Source organism: Cyclobacterium sp. 10D3-21 (genome assembly GCF_055809755.1).
Genome location: NZ_CM147924.1, coordinates 2,538,281 through 2,556,984, shown reverse-complemented (window position 1 = coordinate 2,556,984; position 18,704 = coordinate 2,538,281). Strand labels below are relative to the sequence as shown.

General features: G+C 37.6%; 17 protein-coding genes. 9 read left to right on the top strand and 8 right to left on the bottom strand.

Annotated features, from left to right (window positions below; genetic code table 11):
• Positions 1–223: 223 nt before the first annotated feature.
• A complete protein-coding gene (gene dnaA / locus AC0L7T_RS10390; protein WP_473342531.1) occupies positions 224–1,648 on the top strand; it encodes a chromosomal replication initiator protein DnaA in 1,425 nt (474 codons plus the stop codon).
• Between the two features lie 38 nt (positions 1,649–1,686).
• Here dnaA and AC0L7T_RS10385 read toward each other — a convergent pair whose 3' ends face one another.
• Positions 1,687–2,097, bottom strand: a complete 411-nt coding sequence (locus AC0L7T_RS10385; protein WP_473342530.1) for a hypothetical protein — start codon at positions 2,095–2,097, stop codon at positions 1,687–1,689.
• 49 nt (positions 2,098–2,146) lie between these two features.
• Here AC0L7T_RS10385 and AC0L7T_RS10380 point away from each other — a divergent pair, with 49 nt between their 5' ends.
• The 3 genes from AC0L7T_RS10380 to AC0L7T_RS10370 are packed head-to-tail and all read left to right on the top strand — an operon-like array spanning position 2,147 to position 3,803.
• The gene (locus AC0L7T_RS10380) at positions 2,147–2,683 is read left to right on the top strand and encodes a CopD family protein (RefSeq protein WP_473342528.1); all 537 of its coding nucleotides are present in this window, start codon (positions 2,147–2,149) and stop codon (positions 2,681–2,683) included.
• Positions 2,684–2,719: 36 nt separating this feature from the next.
• Positions 2,720–3,388: an SCO family protein gene (locus AC0L7T_RS10375; RefSeq protein WP_473342527.1), complete on the top strand. Its 669-nt coding sequence runs from the start codon at positions 2,720–2,722 to the stop codon at positions 3,386–3,388.
• Positions 3,369–3,803 (top strand): c-type cytochrome, encoded by a 435-nt coding sequence (locus tag AC0L7T_RS10370; protein ID WP_473342526.1) that lies wholly within the window; start codon positions 3,369–3,371, stop codon positions 3,801–3,803. The genes AC0L7T_RS10375 and AC0L7T_RS10370 overlap by 20 nt, the downstream gene beginning before the upstream one ends.
• Before the next feature lie 10 nt (positions 3,804–3,813).
• Here AC0L7T_RS10370 and AC0L7T_RS10365 read toward each other — a convergent pair whose 3' ends face one another.
• The 6 genes from AC0L7T_RS10365 to AC0L7T_RS10340 form a co-directional block, all read right to left on the bottom strand.
• Complete coding sequence (locus AC0L7T_RS10365) at positions 3,814–4,233, bottom strand: hypothetical protein (protein WP_473342525.1); 420 nt, start codon at positions 4,231–4,233, stop codon at positions 3,814–3,816.
• 247 nt (positions 4,234–4,480) lie between these two features.
• Positions 4,481–4,906, bottom strand: a complete 426-nt coding sequence (locus tag AC0L7T_RS10360; RefSeq protein WP_473342524.1) for a hypothetical protein — start codon at positions 4,904–4,906, stop codon at positions 4,481–4,483.
• Positions 4,907–4,918: 12 nt separating this feature from the next.
• Positions 4,919–6,139, bottom strand: coding sequence for an ABC transporter permease (locus AC0L7T_RS10355; protein ID WP_473342523.1), 1,221 nt, complete (start codon positions 6,137–6,139; stop codon positions 4,919–4,921).
• Complete coding sequence (locus AC0L7T_RS10350) at positions 6,136–6,774, bottom strand: ABC transporter ATP-binding protein (RefSeq protein ID WP_473342522.1); 639 nt, start codon at positions 6,772–6,774, stop codon at positions 6,136–6,138. The genes AC0L7T_RS10355 and AC0L7T_RS10350 overlap by 4 nt, the downstream gene beginning before the upstream one ends.
• Positions 6,775–6,780: 6 nt before the next feature.
• Positions 6,781–7,959 carry a hybrid sensor histidine kinase/response regulator gene (locus AC0L7T_RS10345; protein WP_473342521.1) on the bottom strand — a complete coding sequence of 393 codons (1,179 nt, stop codon included), beginning with the start codon at positions 7,957–7,959 and terminating at the stop codon, positions 6,781–6,783.
• Between the two features lie 37 nt (positions 7,960–7,996).
• Entirely contained in the window at positions 7,997–9,358 is a 1,362-nt protein-coding gene (locus AC0L7T_RS10340; RefSeq protein WP_473342520.1) for a PAS domain-containing sensor histidine kinase, read from the bottom strand.
• A 570-nt stretch (positions 9,359–9,928) separates the two neighbouring features.
• On the opposite strand from AC0L7T_RS10340, the gene sucD reads away from it, so the two are divergent.
• From sucD to AC0L7T_RS10315, 5 genes are all read left to right on the top strand, one after another.
• The gene (sucD, locus tag AC0L7T_RS10335; RefSeq protein WP_473342519.1) at positions 9,929–10,810 is read left to right on the top strand and encodes a succinate--CoA ligase subunit alpha; all 882 of its coding nucleotides are present in this window, start codon (positions 9,929–9,931) and stop codon (positions 10,808–10,810) included.
• A 544-nt stretch (positions 10,811–11,354) separates the two neighbouring features.
• Positions 11,355–13,313 (top strand): DUF1592 domain-containing protein, encoded by a 1,959-nt coding sequence (locus AC0L7T_RS10330; RefSeq protein ID WP_473342518.1) that lies wholly within the window; start codon positions 11,355–11,357, stop codon positions 13,311–13,313.
• A gap of 142 nt (positions 13,314–13,455) precedes the next feature.
• Entirely contained in the window at positions 13,456–14,841 is a 1,386-nt protein-coding gene (locus tag AC0L7T_RS10325) for a DUF1552 domain-containing protein (protein WP_473342516.1), read from the top strand.
• 64 nt (positions 14,842–14,905) lie between these two features.
• A complete protein-coding gene (locus tag AC0L7T_RS10320) occupies positions 14,906–16,405 on the top strand; it encodes a c-type cytochrome domain-containing protein (RefSeq protein ID WP_473342515.1) in 1,500 nt (499 codons plus the stop codon).
• Between the two features lie 53 nt (positions 16,406–16,458).
• Positions 16,459–17,934 carry a PhoPQ-activated pathogenicity-related family protein gene (locus AC0L7T_RS10315; protein WP_473342513.1) on the top strand — a complete coding sequence of 492 codons (1,476 nt, stop codon included), beginning with the start codon at positions 16,459–16,461 and terminating at the stop codon, positions 17,932–17,934.
• 83 nt (positions 17,935–18,017) lie between these two features.
• Here AC0L7T_RS10315 and AC0L7T_RS10310 read toward each other — a convergent pair whose 3' ends face one another.
• On the bottom strand, positions 18,018–18,446 hold the full coding sequence (locus AC0L7T_RS10310) for a hypothetical protein (RefSeq protein WP_473342512.1): 429 nt from the start codon (positions 18,444–18,446) through the stop codon (positions 18,018–18,020).
• Positions 18,447–18,704: the final 258 nt, after the last annotated feature.

Here is an 18,704-nt window from a genome sequence, read left to right as displayed (position 1 = left end):
CTTATTTAGACCAATAATTCTAAATTTGTTTATTGTAAAACAAGGAAGTTGTTTAAATTTTCAAATAAAAAAAAGTTAAAATCAGCCTGATCTGACAATGTACCCATAAAGTAAAAAAATCAAGTAAAAAGACATTTTTTATTTAAGATATTTTTCCTCAGTTTTGTTACCCCCTAATAAAGGAGTATTCACGATTTTTCAACTTTCGGTTAAAAGAAATTCAATGAATTCAGAGGCAAATGCTATATGGACTGAATGTTTGCGGGTAGTCGAAAAACACGTCAATGAACAGAGTTTTTCGACTTGGTTCAAACCAATAATTCCTGCACGAATCGATGGTTCTGTGCTCACAATACAAGTCCCAAGCCAGTTTTTTTACGAATGGTTAGAAGACAATTATGTCGAAGTTTTAAAACTAGCCATAAAAACCATTCTAGGGGCAAACGGAAAGTTAGAATATGCGGTAGTAGTAGATAAAGGTAATTCTCAAAACCAACCCTACATGGTAAGCTACCCACAGGGAGTAAATAGCTCTGCTGCTGCCAAGAAAAAGGAAAACCTCGCATCAGCCCACAGCCCCTTCGATCTTTCAAGTTTGGATGAACAAACCACCTTACAGTCCAATCTTAATTCAAGTTATACTTTCAGCTCATTTATTGAAGGCGATTGTAACCGTCTAGCCAGATCTGCTGGATTTGCAGTAGCCAATAAACCAGGCATTACTTCATTTAATCCATTGATGGTTTATGGTGGGGTAGGTTTGGGGAAAACACACCTAGTACAGGCCATAGGCAATGAAATCAAGAATGGCCCAGAAGAGAAGTTTGTGCTCTATGTCTCTTCCGAGAAATTTGTCAACCAGTTTATGGATGGCATTAAAGATGGAAATATCAAGTCTTTCACCAATTTCTACATGCAAGTAGATGTGTTGATTATTGATGACATTCAGTTTTTGGCTGGCAAGGGAAGAACACAGGAAATGTTTTTCCACATTTTCAACCATCTCCACCAAAATAAAAAGCAAATCATCATGACCTCCGATTGTGCGCCAAAGGACTTGATGGGCTTAGAAGATCGATTGCTATCTCGCTTCAAGTGGGGACTGACAGCGGACTTGCAAATGCCTGATTTCGAAACGAGAATTGCGATTATCAGAAAAAAAATGCAGTCGGAAGGAATAGATATTCCTGATAATGTCATAGAATACCTGGCTTATACGGTAGATACAAATGTAAGGGAACTGGAAGGAGTAATGATTTCTTTAATCGCCCATGCATCATTGAGCAGGGTGGAAATCAGTCTTGAATTGGCCAAGACGATTATGAAAAATATCGTAAAGGACATTGAAACGGAAGTAAGCATAGAATTTATCCAAAAATCCTGCGCAGAATATTACGGTATCAAGTTAGAAAACCTTAAAGCTAAAACCAGGAAAAAGGAAATTGTCATTGCCCGACAAGTTGCCATGTACTTTAGCAAGGAATTCACCAATCATTCCCTAAAATCAATAGGATACCATTTCGGTGGAAGAGACCATAGTACAGTTATTCATGCCGTCCAAGCAGTTAATGACCTAATGGAAACAGAAGTATCCTTTAGAAATGCCGTTCTGGAGCAGAAAAAACAATTCAAAATTAGATCTTACTAATTGATCAATTGCTTTAAAATCGTATTGTACCGAAGTTTTTAATTGGGTTCATTGAATGGGTATTTTTTAAAACTTGTTGTACCCATGGCCGTTTTCTCATAACTACCGATACATGATTCCTGGAAATTCACTTGAAAGTAAGGTGAGTTAGGCGATAAATCGAACTGATCAATGGGCTGGTCAAAAAAGAACACCTTGGTATTGCCATACTTGGTATGTGGCATAAAATCCCCATAGGCACGCATATCCTCCCAAAGTTCACTATCAGTAAACACTGCATAAATTCTAATCACGGGCCCAGTATTGTTTTCATTCCTGTAAACAGCCAATTCCGTATAGTTTCCTTCTAGGTCTTTTACCCCTGGTTGATTTAAACTTTGGTAAATGATGACCAGAATAAGGGCAGCAACAAAGAATGTAAGTAGATATATTATATTTTTTGATTTCATATGTCTCATTAACGATCTGAAACCGTTAATTTAGCCAAAAATAGCAAGAATGGCATTCGAATACATTAAAGCATTACACATAATTTTCATTGTTACCTGGTTTGCTGGCTTATTTTATATAGTTAGGCTCTTTATCTACCAAACGGAAGCATTGGATCGGCCTGAAGCTGAAAAAAACATTTTGAAACCTCAATTGGATATCATGGCCAACCGGCTATGGTATTTTATAACCTGGCCTTCAGCGGTAATGACCTTAATATTTGGGACATGGGTATTGTTTTACCGTCCAGGCTATTTGTCTATGCCATTTATGCATGCTAAACTTTCTTTTGTATTGCTACTGTACATTTATCATTTTCGTTGTCATTATATTTTTAAATCCTTGCAAAATGGGATCGCCGTATGGAGCAGTACCAAACTCAGATTGTGGAATGAAATAGCAACATTGTTATTATTTGCCATTGTCTTTCTAATCGTCCTCAAAAGTTTAATAAATATGCTTTGGGGAATTACAGGTTTGGTATTGTTAGGGATAGCCCTTATGTTGGCTACCAAATGGTATAAAAAAATACGAGAAAGGAACTAAACAGCACTTTTTAATGTCATAATAATTAAAAAAATAATGCTTCGATCCATTTATTTCGCCTCCCTCATTTTAGGCTTTTTATTTCTATATTCCTGCCAAGGAAGCTCAAATAACGACACTTTGCCAATTCTAGGCAATCGCCATGTAGAGGAGATAATCGTAGACAATAAGCCAACAACCGACACCGTCTACCATACCATTGCAGATTTTAGTTTTACAAATCAAGATGGGAAGCAGATAACCAATGCCGATGTGAAAGGCAAAGTCTATGTAGCTGATTTCTTTTTCACAAGTTGTCCTGCCATTTGTCCAGTAATGAAAAAACAGATGTTGAGGGTCTTTGAAGTTTATAAAGACAATCCCAATTTCATGATTTTGAGCCACACAATAGATCCAGAATATGATACTGAAACCCTTTTAAAGGATTACTCGCTTAGGCTTGGCATTGAGGATGCAAGTACCTGGAATTTTCTAACTGGTGATCAGGAGAAAATATTTGAAATCGGCCAAACAAGTTATCTTACTACAGCCATGGATGACAAAAACGAACCTGGCGGCTTCTTACATTCAGGCGCTTTTGTATTAATTGATCAAGAAGGAAGGATCAGGGGCGTTTATGATGGTATAAAAGAAAAACAGGTAAACTTACTTATCAAGGATATCCCTAAACTACTCGGAAAACGCAATGAGATTAGCAATAAGTAGTTTAATATTGATGATTTTAACTGGCTGTCATAGTGGGGACAGTAACAATCATGAAGGAATTAATGGAATAAATGATCTAAAAACCAGACAATATGCAATTCTTGGTCAACAGCTCTATTTGCAGCATTGCAGCAATTGCCACCAGGAAGACGGCACCGGATTAAATAGGCTCATCCCTCCACTGAGGCAAGCAGACTACATGTTAGCTGACGTCAATAGAACTCTCTTTATTATCCGAAAAGGTCTCAAAGGTAGCATTACAGTGAATAATGTAGAATACAATCAACCAATGCCTGGGAATAATAATTTAACCCCATTGGAAATTGCACAAATAGGCACCTATATCTATAATATATGGGGAAATGATCATGGAATTATTACCTCCGAAAAAGTAAACGAAGCACTTAATCAATAACCAACCAATACTATAATAATCCTTCGCCTTTTTCTAAAGCCTCAAGAAAATCTTTTTTCACTTTTTCAACCTTTTCAAGTTGATCCTCCAGGTAAACTTTAGCTTCCTCATCTGACATTTCTCCAAGGTCACTCTCAAATTGCCGCATCCATACGAACATCTCGTTATAGGCATTTTCACAATCTATAGCAGCTGCCTTTAATTCAGCTATTTCCTTTTGAAAATTCTCTGAATCTTCCGATTTCTCAAGGTTTTCTGCCTTTTCATTTAATTTTTCCTGCTGAGATTTCAAGATACCTATTTTGGGCATCACCTCATCATGAACCAGGATTACCTGTTCTTTCAATAGTTCATTTTGACTTTTCTTATTCCCACAGGAAAAAACTGAAATGCTTAGCAAAATCAACAGAACAAATGGTGTTTTTTTCATGGCTTATTAGAAAATTATTGTTTACTATTTTAACCTAATGGCAAATAAATTCAAATGTTATAAAAATAATGTGATAAAAAAAGTTAATGCTTTTATTTTAAATTGCTTCTCCATCTAGAATATTAATTAGCCGTATAACAATAATAAGGGGGTGGCAATTTTATTAGATAGCCCATCGTTTTGACATTTTCAATAGCGGAAAGATTCAAATTATAGTTTTTAAAGTGAACAATTCGCATCCTTCCAATCAGGGGTTGATTAATTCAGCTTCTTTCAGGATATACATCAATTTTTCCGGATCATTAGCATTCAACACTAATTTACCCCTAACTTTTACTTTTTTTGAGGTGTATTTGACTGGTTCTTTTAACATCACTTCCATAACTGTTTCTGGCCCTCCAGATCCACAAAAAAAGCATTCGGCTAGAGGAAGGGAGGAAAGTATAATGTGTTCAGGTTTAAACATTCCTTCAAAAGGAATAATATAACCTTCAGCGGTAATCTCTTTACCCTCCATTTGCTGAGTCTTTTCGCCAAAAACCGGCACATACAATTCCCCAAAATCATCTTCTCCGATTTCGTAGGTTACATTGGAAAGGTTCTTCCAAACATTTTCTTGTTGCCCAATGGCAGAAAATGAAATGAATCCTATCATTAAAACTAAATATTTCATGCAATCTTAATTTTACTTGGTTAGTTGACCAGCAATATCTGCTCTGTAGGCATTCCATGCCGGAAAAATGGAGGCCAGCACCCCTACCAACAAGGCATATGCAAGTATCCACCATTCTTTTTCCACAAATACAAAGGCCGTCAATCCGGAAATCACACCTTGTTCATTAATCATAACCAATATATAGAGAAAAAGGTGTCCGAGGAATAAACCTGCTATTGCACCTAAAAAAGTGAGAATTAAACCTTCTAAAAGAATTAACAAAAACAGCTGGCCTTTAGCTGCTCCTATTGCCCGCATAACAGCCAAGTCATATTTTCTTTCCTTTAGTGAATTGAATAATGCGATAAATATTCCTAATCCAGCTATAAATATTATGACAAGCGCTAAGCCTTGAATCAGGGATACACCTATGCCAAGCAATTCAAAAAGTCTCGCAATTTCAAAAGTTGGTGAGGCAGCCAGCAATGAACTTCTGCTATTAATCAACCGAGGGAGTTGAATGGCTGCTATTGGATTTCGGTAAGCAACGAGAACAGTAGTCAATTCCCTGGCTTCATCGGTTTCAGGAAACCCTATTTTTGCCACTTCCTGCTCCAATTTCTCGTGTTCGTAAGCATTATCATGTGAATACCAAATGGACTCAATACTGGTGACAATAAGTTGATCAATTACATTGTTTGAAGGAGCCAAAACCCCTACTACAACATAAGGGTGCTCATCATGTTCATGACTGGCAGATGCAATCCCGTGGGAGCCTACGAAAGTATCCCCTACTTTAAAGCCTTTCTCCTTTGCCACCTTGCTCCCCAAAACTACTTCGAAAGGTTTGGCCCAGGCTTTTCCTGAACTAAAACTAGCATTGTAAAGCTCAAGGTATTCATGATTGGAACCTACAATTCTAAAACCTTCAAAATTATCTCCAAGCCCCATTGGAATGGCCTTTTTTATAAGGCGACTCTTAGAAACCTTCCTGGCTTCATCCAAAGGGATATTACCAGTGGGGAAATCTATATGGTTCACCGAGGAGAGCACCAATTGCAATGGACTCCCTTTGGCCCCAATGACAAGATCAATTCCCGAAGCATCCCTGCTCATTTTATTTTCAAACTGGTCCTGAATTAGCAATAAAACCGTTATTATTGACAAGCCAAGTGCGAGAAGAAGAACATTTAAAGCAGTGCTTAATGGTTTGTCCATCAAGTATTTCCAACTCAACTTAAAAATATTCATAAGTCGTTAGACTTTAAGGTTATGCTTCTTTCAATATGATTTTTTATTCGTTGGTCGTGAGTGACGATTATCAGTGCTGCCTGAAGTTTTTTTGCCTGACCTTTAAGTAAATTCACCACCAACTTTGCATTTTCATCATCTAAACTGGCTGTAGGTTCATCCGCCAAAATAATTTTTGGTTCGTTTACTAATGCCCTTGCAATAGAGACTCTTTGGGCTTCCCCTTCACTCAAAGTTTGTATCCGGGCATTCTGTTTGTCTTGGATTCCCAGCTCTTTTAAATAATGAAGCAGCTTATTTGTCGTCGGTTTTTTGGCAAAAAAATGAGGTAGGGAAATATTTTCAGCCACGGATAAAGGTCCAAGAAGATGTGGCTTTTGAAATACTATCCCAATATGGGCACCTCTAAATTTATCTAATTTTTGTCCTTTTAGCTTGTATAAGGATATGCCGTCAATCAAAACTTCTCCAATAGGAGGGGCAAGTAAGCCTCCTATAATATTTAAAAAAGTTGTTTTACCGGATCCTGATTTCCCTAACACCAATAATTCATCTCCTCCATTTAATTCAAGGTCAGGGATATCTATTTTGGTCTGATTATCATATGAAAACTGAATGCCCTTTACAATAATCATTCCCAGCTATTTTTTTGCAGGTATCTCCAGAGAGAATTCGGTGCCTTTATTGACCCTACTTTTAAACTCGATTTTCCCACCCATGACCTCAATGCACTTTTTGACTATGGACAATCCTAGTCCAGAACCTTCTCTTAGTCCTACATTCTTTGCTCTAAAAAACCGATCGAAAAGCTGGGATTGTTCGGCTATATTGATGCCAATACCTTCATCCTTTATGAATAAGAAAAGGGTGTCGTTTTCATGTTTTACTTTGAAATAAACAGAACCACCATCTTTAGAATACTTTACTGCATTGGACAATAAATTCTCTAGAATTTGGTACAACAAATCCATATCAGAGGTAATCATTTTAGGGAGTTTATCAAAATCCACGTTGATCTTGACATTGTTATCTATCCCAGCTTTCACCATATCCACCACCTCGTTAAGAAATGCAGAAGTATAAATCCTTACCGGCTTATAGTTCATCTTATCAGCATCCGCTTTTCCAAAGAACAAAACACTGGTCAGTAAACTATTAAGGTTTCGTACGGAATTTTCAATTTTATTGGCATGCTTGACCAATTTCGCTTTAAAAGGATGGTCCTTTTCTGCATATAATTTGAGTAATTGTGCAGAACTTAAAATGGAAGTCAGTGGCGTTTTAAACCCATGGGATACGTTTTGAACAATCCTGGATTTTAATTCACTTAATTCTCTTTCCTTTTCCAGTGCTTTTTGAAGCTCTTTATTGGCTTCATTCAGGTCTGCAGTTCTTTTTTTGACCTTTTCCTCTAGCTCATTGTTTAAACTTTGTAACTCTTTCTCTTTTTTATCCTTAAAAATGGCCAATTCAATCACCATATTTAATTCTCTAATATTAAATGGTTTGATGACATAAGCACTCGGATTGGTAACAGCCACCTTCTGCAAGGTTTCGCTATCTGAGCTGGCAGTAAGGTAAACCACTGGAATATTATACTTTTCATTGATAATTTCCGTTGTTTTAATACCATCTAACTTCCCAGAAAGATTGATATCCATCATGACAATGTCAGCATGGTTTTTTTCCAGTATTTCCAATGCTATCTCACCTGAATCAGCCATCCCAATAATTTGGTGGTGATTCTTTTCAAGAGCTTTTTTTAATAAAAGTGCCGAAACGGTATCGTCTTCGGTTATCAATATTTTAAGAGAAAACATACTTACAAAATTAAATAATAACGTGCCCTAAAATAGTTTATTTATAAAGTGGCAATAAAATCCTTACTAAAGTACCATTACCTTTTTCACTTTCCACCTGTATTTGGCCATTTAATTTTTCAACTAAATGATTGGTAATAGCTAAGCCTAAACCCGAGCCCTCAAATTTACGGTTAAAACCTTTACTCTCTTGTTCAAATGGGTAAAACAATTTGTCCAAGTATTCCTTACTCATACCTATACCTTGATCATATACTTTTATGACCAATTGGTTATCAATTTCTTCCACAACAACCTGGATCAAACCTGTTTCTGAATATTTAACAGAATTCCCCACAATATTATTAACAATAATTTGAAGGTATTTCCGCTCTATAGCTGCATTAAATGGTTTTGTTAAAAATTTTGAAGTGACTAAGATACCTTTTTTTATTCCTATAGATTTATGATTTATCAATATTTTTGAAATAAAATCATTGACATTGGTATTTTCTAAAACAATATTTAGCTCATCTGATTCTAATGCAGACAGGTCCAGGAAATTTGTTATGGTATGAAGTAACCGGTCCCCACTTTCTTTAATGATATTGAGATGCTCTATAAGTTCTTTGTCCTCAGCCCTGGTTTGAATAATGTATTCAGTGCCACCAAGTATACCATTTAAAGGTGTTCGAATTTCATGACTCATATTGGAGATGATATTGCTTTTAAGGTGACTTAATTCTTCCGCTTTTTCTTTGGCTATTTTCAAGCCCTTTTCATAGGCTTTTTTCTTAGAAATATCGCGGAAAACGTTTAAATACATCACTTTCCCCTCAAACCTCTCCTTCATTATTGAAATTGAAACTTCAATCTCTTTTTTACCGGATTTTAAGGGAAATTCGATTTCTCTTATGATTTTATTGGCATTATTTAATCGAAGTTCATCCGTAATTTCCTTCTTTACGGTTTCGTAGGTATCCGTACTATTAAATAAATACTGTAGTCCATTATTTTGAAGTTCTTCCTCAGTTACCTCAGCTATTGAGCAAAGGGCGGGATTTGCAGCCAATACCCTGCCACCAGAAACAGAAAGCAGCAATCCATCTTGAGAATTGTCCCAAACAAACTTAAAACGATCTTCCCTTTGGGCAATTTCTAAATTTTTCTTGTCCAGGGTGGTTTTTAGAATTCCCTTGTCTTTTGTCTGACGAATAAAAATACAAACGCCATAAAATATCGCTATTAAAAAGATAAGTGCGATAAGGATAAACCAAAAATTATTGAAAAGTGGATTTTCCAATGCAAGTTGCCCTTTTTCAGGTTCAGTATAATCCGCCATTGAAGCCACGAAGACCAATTGGTATTTGTCGGAAGACAAATTATTCGAACAAACCTTATTATTTCTGGAACTTACCATAATTTCCCATCCCCCTTGCGGATCGATTCATTTAAATTGTATAAAAATCTTGAAGACTGACATAGTTCACATCATTATGATTTAAAAGTTTTACAAACAATCATTAAGGAGTCTCTCGCCTCTCTGCAATATATTAATTACGTGTATTCGATATTTCCATAATTTAAAACTAACCTGAGTATAGGGGAAATTAGCTGTACACCCCCACCCGACGAAAAACAAGCAATGCTGTTTTAAAAACCCTAAATAATACTTTTTCCTACCTTTAGATTTCCATTTTTTAAATCTACCCAAATAAATCCCAATCCAGCATGAAAAAAAAGGTAATATTTAAATGGTCAAATAACTTGCTTCATTAATTTTCTAAGTGAATTTTACGAATTGCCTCGTTTCAAAAAAAGCAAATAAACATAAAAAACAATATGAATTATTTTTTTCATTGGATAGGGTATCTTCCATAAAAATATAAAAAGTTATCGATAGTATAAATTAAATTGATATTGTTTGCCATTTCTTTTTGTGATCACTCTTTATCTCCTATTTTTGTAGCAAATTAATTAAAGTAGACTTATGAGCGTATTGGTAAATAAAAATTCCAAAGTAATTGTACAAGGGTTCACAGGAACTGAAGGTTCTTTTCACGCCCAGCAGATGATAGAATATGGTACCAATGTTGTAGGAGGCGTTACTCCTGGAAAAGGTGGTAGTACTCATTTAGGTAAACCAGTATTTAATACGGTTGAAGATGCGGTTAAATTAAAGGGAGCAGATACTACTATAATCTTTGTTCCTCCTGCTTTTGCTGCGGATGCGATTATGGAAGCTGCGGATGCGGGTATTAAAGTGATCATTGCGATTACTGAAGGAATTCCTGTAAAGGATATGATGAAAGCCAAGCCGTATGTTAAGAAAAAAGGAGCCATTTTGGTAGGCCCTAATTGCCCGGGCGTAATCACTCCTGGTGAGGCTAAAGTTGGCATTATGCCTGGCTTTGTATTCAAACAAGGACGAGTAGGTATCGTTTCCAAATCAGGTACCCTTACTTATGAAGCAGCTGACCAAATCACAAAAGCTGGGTTAGGTGTATCAACTGCTATCGGTATTGGTGGTGATCCAATAATCGGAACATCCACTAAAGAAGCAGTTCAACTATTAATGGAAGATCCGGAAACTGATGCTATTGTGATGATCGGTGAAATTGGTGGGAATTATGAAGCAGAAGCTGCCCAATGGATCAAAGAAAATGGAAACAAAAAACCTGTTGTAGGTTTTATCGCAGGACAGACAGCACCTCCAGGCAGAAGAATGGGACATGCTGGAGCCATTATTGGTGGTAAAGATGATACAGCCATCGCAAAAATGCGTATCATGAAAGAAAATGGTATTTTTGTTGCTGAATCTCCAGCCGAAATCGGTGAGGTAATGGCCAAAGCATTGGGTGTTGATGCATGATATTGCATTACTAATCTTTAGCTTAAATACAGTATTTATATAAGGAGATCAATTGATCTCCTTATTTTTTTGTTATTTTTTATCGATTTAAAATTCAGATTTTTTATTAGGTACAGGTATCCCCTCCTCTCACCATTCTCAGGAGCCGATGTAACCGAATGATAATCAAATACAGACCTAAGCCAAACTTTTTATCAAAAGATACAACCAACGGGTAATACCGGGAGGGGAAGGCAGGATCTTCTGTTTTAATAGCACTCCTTTGGCTACTGCAATCCCTTAAATTATGCCTACAGACTTGGATCAATTTATTTTCTCAATTTATATACTTTAAAAAATTGCCCTATGCCGGCCTTTTTATGGGAATGGCTATGAGGGACTGATTTTGAATTGATTCCATTGTATAATTGATTGGTTATTAACAATTTTAAGTTTAAGCACCACCTCTTCACCTTCCATCAAAATAGTATTGGAATTAATCAATAAATTGCGTTAAATTTAAGCCGTGACCTTTAATAGAATCCAAATAAAACCTATGCCATTGATGAAATCTTATATTTTACTGGTTCTAGCTGCCTTTAGTTTTTTTGCAGTAAAAGCACAGGAAACTTTAGATTACACTACCGAAATAATTCCGGTACTGGACAAGCATTGCTATTCATGTCACAATACTGGAAACCCTAAAGGAGGGGTAAACCTGAAAAGATATGAAGAAGCTGGACGAATTGTTAAAGATGGGCAATTTTGGCTAAAAGTAGTGGATCAAATACGGTCAAAAGAAATGCCTCCATCGAATAAACCAGCGTTAAATGAAGAGGATTATCATGTCCTTCTCGACGGAATCAATGGAATCCTGATCAAATCTCTCGAAAAAAGGACTCCTGGTAAAGTAATCATCCGAAGGTTAAGTCACACAGAATATCATTACACCGTATTGGATTTGACGGGTGTGAATTTTGATGCAGTCAACAGGTTTCCCGCAGATGGTTCAGGTGGTGGTGGATTTGACAATCAAGGAGGATCCTTGTTTTTCACCCCTCTTAAAATGGAAAGGTATTATGATGCCTCTGAAGAAATCGTTTCGAGAATCTTTGAAGATCCAGTCAAATGGAATGAACTTGTTCCTAACAGCTACCGTCAAAATCTTTGGGAAAGGTTTATAAATTGGCTAATGCCTAAATTCACCAATAATTTTAAACCACTTAACCCGCCTGAAAAAGCAGCAGAAGAAGTACTATTCCCTTTTGCCAGTAAGGCTTATAGAAGGCTTTTAAAAACAGAAGAAAAGGAAAAATTTATTGACCTTTTTTCTACAGTCTATCACTCTCGTCCAGAAGATACCGATCCACAAAAATTTAACCTCTCAATTGCTGAAGTTTTTAAGGCCGTATTAATTTCCCCTTCTTTTCTTTACAAAATGGAAGAAGAACCGTTAGGCCCTGACCCAATCGCCTTAGGCGATTTTGAATTGGCTACCAGACTTTCTTTCTTTTTATGGTCAAGCATGCCTGATGACGAGCTATTTAACCTTGCCATGGAAGGGAAGCTTCAAGCTCCCGGGGCAATAGAAAATCAAGTGAAAAGGATGCTCGATGACCCCAAGTCAGAGCGGTTTTCAGAATCATTTGTTAGCCAGTGGTTGGGGATTAATAAACTGAAGGACGTCAATGCACCTTTGGCTGATCTGGTTCGATTTCCGGAATTCACCCCTTCCATTAGAGAGGCCATGTTCAAAGAAACAACTTCTTTCTTCCATTATGTGATGACTGAAAGTAAAAACTTCCTTGATTTAATCAATAGTGATTACGCATTTCTTAATGAAGAATTGGCTACCTACTATGGAATAGAGGGAGTAGAAGGAGACGATTTCAAAAAGGTAATACTCACCAATAATTCGAGGGGAGGCTTTTTAGGATTGGGCAGTGTTCAGGCCGTCACTTCCTTACCTACTCGAACAAGCCCTGTTCTAAGGGGAAAATGGGTTTTAGAGGAAATACTGGGCACCTCACCTCCACCACCGCCACCAGATGTAGCCGAATTGCCCGAAGATGAGTCATTGCACGAAGACCTAGGTTTGAAGGCACTATTGGAAAAACATAGAGATGACCCAGCTTGTCAATCCTGTCACGAAAAAATGGACCCCCTTGGCTTAGGCTTAGAGAATTTTGGCGCTGATGGAAAGTGGAGAGACAGTTATGGCAATACCCCAATAGACCCCACAGGTGTCCTGGCATCAGGAGAAACATTTGCAGGTCCGGCTGAATTGAAAAATTTACTCATGAAAGAGAAAGACAAATTTGCACGTAACCTATCCAAAAAATCATTGTCTTTTGCTATAGGTAGAGGTACAACTTTTACAGATGAAACTGCAATTAGAGAATTGTCTGCCAGCTTGTTAGAAAACGATTTCAATCCAGATAAATTTATTACAGCCTTGGTTCAAAGCTATCCTTTTAGAATGAAAATTAAAGATTTCCAGAAAAAGGTAAATGAAATTGATTAATTACAAGTAAGTGGTTAACTTGAACCATAGTTAAATGTGAAAAGACGTTATTTTAATATTTCAGCTTAACATCTGGTCTTGTGATTATAGAAGGATAATAAACGGGTTTCAAATATAAGCTTGCTTTAAAACATTAGTATTTATGAATAAAAAGTGGCAAATATCTAGAAGGAAATTATTGAAAGGTGTAGGGGCTGCCATTGCTTTACCTTTTATGGAAGCAATGGCTTCTCCGTTAAATATTAAAAAATTTGGCAATGATGGGTTTCCGGTAAGGTCAACCTTTATGTTTATGCCAAACGGTGTTCATCCTGGAAGATGGACACCAGAAGGTACTGGGAAAAACTACAGCCTATCCCCTACCTTGGCTCCTTTAGCACATTTAAAAGATGATATATTGGTGTTGGGCCAGTTGATGAACCAACATTCTATTTTCCAGGGAGCAGACGGGCATTATGCCAAAACTGCCAATCTTTTGACTTGCCTCCCAATCCAAAAAACCGCTGGAGACAATATCAATAGTGGTGGCATCTCAATAGATCAGCTCATTGCCAATCACTATAAAAACGAAACCCTATTCCCCTCTTTGGAATATGGATTGGATCGTATACAGACTGGAGTAGATATCAATGTAGGGTTTACCCGCCTGTATGCCAGTAGTATATCCTGGAAAAATGCCATGACACCCCTATCCAAGGAAATTGATCCTAGGATGGCTTTTGACAGACTATTTCGAACTTTCATTCCAGGAAACAATAAAATAGAAAACCCTTACAAAAGCAGCATTTTAGATGCCGTATTGACGGATGCTAAATCACTTAAAAATAATTTAGGCAGGTCTGACCAAGACAAATTGGAGGAATATTTGGAATCTATCCGATCAATTGAAAAAAGAATTAATAACCAGGATAGCTTAAAAGATTTTGCAAGCAGTATTACCCCTGATATCAAACGTGAGTTAATAAGCGTAAACCAGAATATTGAAGAATATGCTGAAGTGCACAGTGGGGTTAATGTTACAGAAAAAACCCGGTTAATGTTTGACATCATTGCACTTGCAATGTGGAGTGATGCCAGTAGAGTTGCTACTTTTATGTTTGGCAACTCTGTAAGCAACAGAAACTTCTCATTCTTAGAAGGGGTAAATGGAGCCCATCACTCTCTTTCGCACCACATGAATCATCCAGGGAATATGGAACAATATGACCGTATTACCAAATGGCACCTTGAACAATATGCTTATTTTTTAGACAAGCTTAAGGCTATTAAAGAAGGTAATGGCACCTTATTAGACAATTCCTTAGTAATGTTTGCTTCTGGCTTACGCGATGGAAACAGACATTCACCACGAGATCTACCTATTATTGTTGGAGGTCATGGAGGACATAAAGTTAAGTCCGGCCAAAACCTTATCTATAAAGAGAATACTCCTCTGGCCAACCTTTACACAACCTGGATGCAATCTGTTGGTTTGGAACAAACACAGTTTGCAGACAGCACAGGCACCCTAGAAGGCATTCTGGCCTAATTTCTCATCCAATAAAAACAGCACCATAATAACAGGTCCTTAGTGCCTGGTATACAGGAATCATATGGACAACAACGATTTGCCACCAAACGATAATAAGTGGAACCTTTATTCAAGTAAAAAAATATTTTTACCCACTGTTCTTATCCTACTTTACCTCACCCTTCTTTTTGTACCTTTTAGCCTTGAACAAGAAAGCCATTTACTCGTTTTTTTTGGTAGATTTCATCCACTTGTCCTTCATTTCCCAATAGTATTGATCCTGATTACTACGGGTTTTATTTTAATGGGTTTTTTTAATCCCAATTTCAATAAACCCATAATAATCCGTTCACTTCTATGGGCATCAGTTTTCTTCTCGTTTGTCACCATTCTTGCTGGATATCTATTATTTATTGCCGAAGCTTATTCAGGAGACATGGTTAATAATCATCTTGATGGTGCTTTGATCACTGGTATATCCATATCGGTTTGCCTTATTATTTATGAGTCAAATCTGGGTCAAAAACTAAAAGGAGGCTTTGTTTTTTATCTATTTCTTGGATTAGCAAACCTCTCATTGGCCTATACTAGTCATCTTGGAGGTTCCCTAACGCATGGGGAAGATTTTCTAACAGCTCCTTTAGAGGCTTTACTACCTGCAAAAAAAATCGACAAATCCCCTGAGGAAATGCTGATTTATGCCGACATGGTTGCAACAATTTTGGACACAAAATGTGTTTCCTGCCACAATGAAAATAAAACCAAAGGTGATCTGCGCCTCAACAGCTATATGGCCGTAATGGAAGCAGGAAAAAGCGAAAAACATGCAGTCGTGCCTGAAGACACAAGCAAAAGTGAACTTATAGTGCGGGTATTGCTTCCCGAAGACCATGACGATAGAATGCCACCAGAAGGTAAGCCTGGTTTGACGGCGAATGAAATCACTCTAATTTCTTACTGGATAACCAATGGTGCTTCTGACACCCTAAAATATGGGGACATTGAAAATCAGGCAGTATTGGCGGAAATAGAAGGATTGATGCCCGGGATTCAACAGGCACAGTATAAGATACTTGAAGAGAAGGAGGCTTTTGATGCAGCATTGCAGGAATTACAAGAGCTCGGCCAACAAATAGGTGTAGAAATTTCAGCAGATGAAATGACTAATAACAAATACTTTGGAATGAAAATGAAATTCCCGCCAGCACCTGTGGGCAATGAAGAAATTAAAGCATTTTCTCCTTATTTCCCTTACTTCTCACGCCTATCTTTAGCTTCTTCGGAAATAGACGATAATGCGCTATTCCTATTGGGAAAAATGCCTCAACTTCGTAGGCTGATCTTACAAAAAACCAACATAAATGGGGAAGGGCTTCCCTATTTAAAAGAGCTTCCTAATCTGGAAGAGCTTAACCTGTCCTTCACTCCACTGGATGAGGGAAATTTACTACATCTTCTTGATTTTAAAAATCTTCAAAAAGTTTACCTTTTTGGCACTCCTGTGGAGCCTGAAGTAATAGCTGCCCTTCAAAAGCATAAACCGGAAATGGAAATAATTTTAGAAGAAGGCCCATTTTATTAATGGTCTTTTTTCACACTTTCAGGTAATATATCTATAAACTACTCCTATAATATATGTTCCATACATTTAAAATACACAAAGCGTTACAACTGGTGCTGATAATAGGCGTTAGCCTATTTTGTTTTCCCAATTGCCAGTCGAAAGTCAATTCTGAAACTGAGGTTCAGGCGGAAGAAACCAAAGTAAGAGGTTTTGACCTTTTAAAAGCCTACGTAGAAAAGGACCAAGACGCATACAATTACGAACTGGCATTTGAGTCCAAAGGCGATGGCTATTCCTATTATGTGCTTAAAGTCATTTCGCAAAACTGGTTGACAGAGAAAGAAGTAACCGAGACCACTTGGTGGCATTGGGTTTCCTTTGTTGTTCCAGATGAACTTAAGCATAACACTTCACTACTGGTCATTTCCGGAGGAAGTAAAAACACCACCGTTCCTGAAAAACCGGACGACATGATTCTTCAGGCAGCACTTGCCACCGGTTCTACCGCTATAAAGGTTCATAATATCCCTTTTCAGCCAGTACAGTTTGTAGGAGACACGCTTGGTCTAAGAACTGAAGATGGACTTATTGCCTACGGTTGGAGAGAGTTTATGGAGAATGGCGCAAAAGATGAAGATGCTATTTGGCTGGCTAGATTTCCAATGACAAAAGCCGTCGTTTCAGCAATGGATGCAGTAGTAGATTATTCTAAAACCAACTTAGACTTATCTCTAGACAAGTACGTAGTTGCAGGTGCATCTAAACGAGGTTGGACTACATGGACAACTGCTGCGGTAGATGACAGAGTAATCGGAATGGTTCCAATAGTAATAGACATGCTCAATTTGACCCCTTCATTTAAGCACCATTGGCAGACGTACGGGTTTTGGGCCCCAGCTGTAAATGATTATAACCATGAGGGGATTTTCGAGTGGATGGACAGTAAGGAGTTTAATCGATTGGTTGAAATCGTAGAACCTTATGAGTTTCTGGAAGAATACAAAGACATTCCTAAACTTCTAATCAACGGATCTGGAGATCAGTTTTTCCTTCCCGACAGTTGGAGGTATTATTGGAATGATTTACCAGGTGAAAGCCACTTGGCCTATATCCCAAATGCGGGTCATGGTTTGAGAGATTCTGATGCTGCTCAGATCCTTTTGGGATTTTACTCTCAAGTCATTAACAATGTAAAACGTCCCTCCTACAGCTGGGAGGTAAAAGACGATGCCATTGAAATTAAAACAGACATCAATAACCCTCCAGTAGCTGTAAAACTATGGTCTGCGACCAATGAAAATACCAGGGATTTCAGGATTGATGTTTTAGGCCCAGAATGGAAAGCCACAAATATTCCATTTGAAGCAGATGGCGAATACACTATACCTATAGCCTCTCCTTCTAAAGGCTGGTCTGGTCATTTCGTTGAACTCACCTATGCCGGTGATGCACCTTTGAAATTCACCACAGGGATAAAAGTACTCCCAGACACCTACGAACATAAACAATATGTACCTAAGGAAAGAAAAGGAACTCCCATAAATTAATATTTCCATTCCAAAACAAATGCAATGTAGTAATCGCCAGACGGAGTACCCATTTTACCTCCTCCAGCTGCGATTACTACATATTATTTCCCCTCAACGAAATAAACTGCAGGAGTAGCATAACCTCCAACAGGGATTTTATATTTCCAAAGTTCCTCGCCTGTATCCTTATCAAAGGCTCTAATATGCTCGTCTTTAGCCGCCGCGTTAAAAACCACTCCTTCTGCTGTTACTCCAGGACCACCGGTAGAGGCATCATATGCTCCTCCTTCCCACTCTCCTCCTCCATCAAAACCTGGTAAAATCACGGTCAATTCTGTACTGGGAGGTGTAAAATTATAGCCGAACTTTAAATTTTTCAATTTTCCCTTCACATAAGCAGTCGCTACCGACGAAATATTGGTCACCTCTTCCTCAGTAAAAACTTGCCTGGAAAATTGCTGAGGAGAAACTGACATAGGCTGACCTTGCCAGGCTACTTCTCCTAATAGGGTTGAAGGGGGAACTTCCACTTCTTCTATCGGAAAAAGTGGAGTGCCGTTGGCCCGGTCAAATACAAAAATCCTTCTAACTTGGTAATCTGCCCAACTGCTGCTATGGTACTGTCTCCCCTGTTAATCTGAGCTTTGTCCAGTGTTACAGGCCAAATAAAGCTGACAAAATCATTAAATAGCAAATATTTTTATGCAATTTCAACTTATGCATCTAATTCAAGGTCATGTTTTCAACAAATATATCATTTTTGTTGGGAGCAAAAAGGCGATTAATCT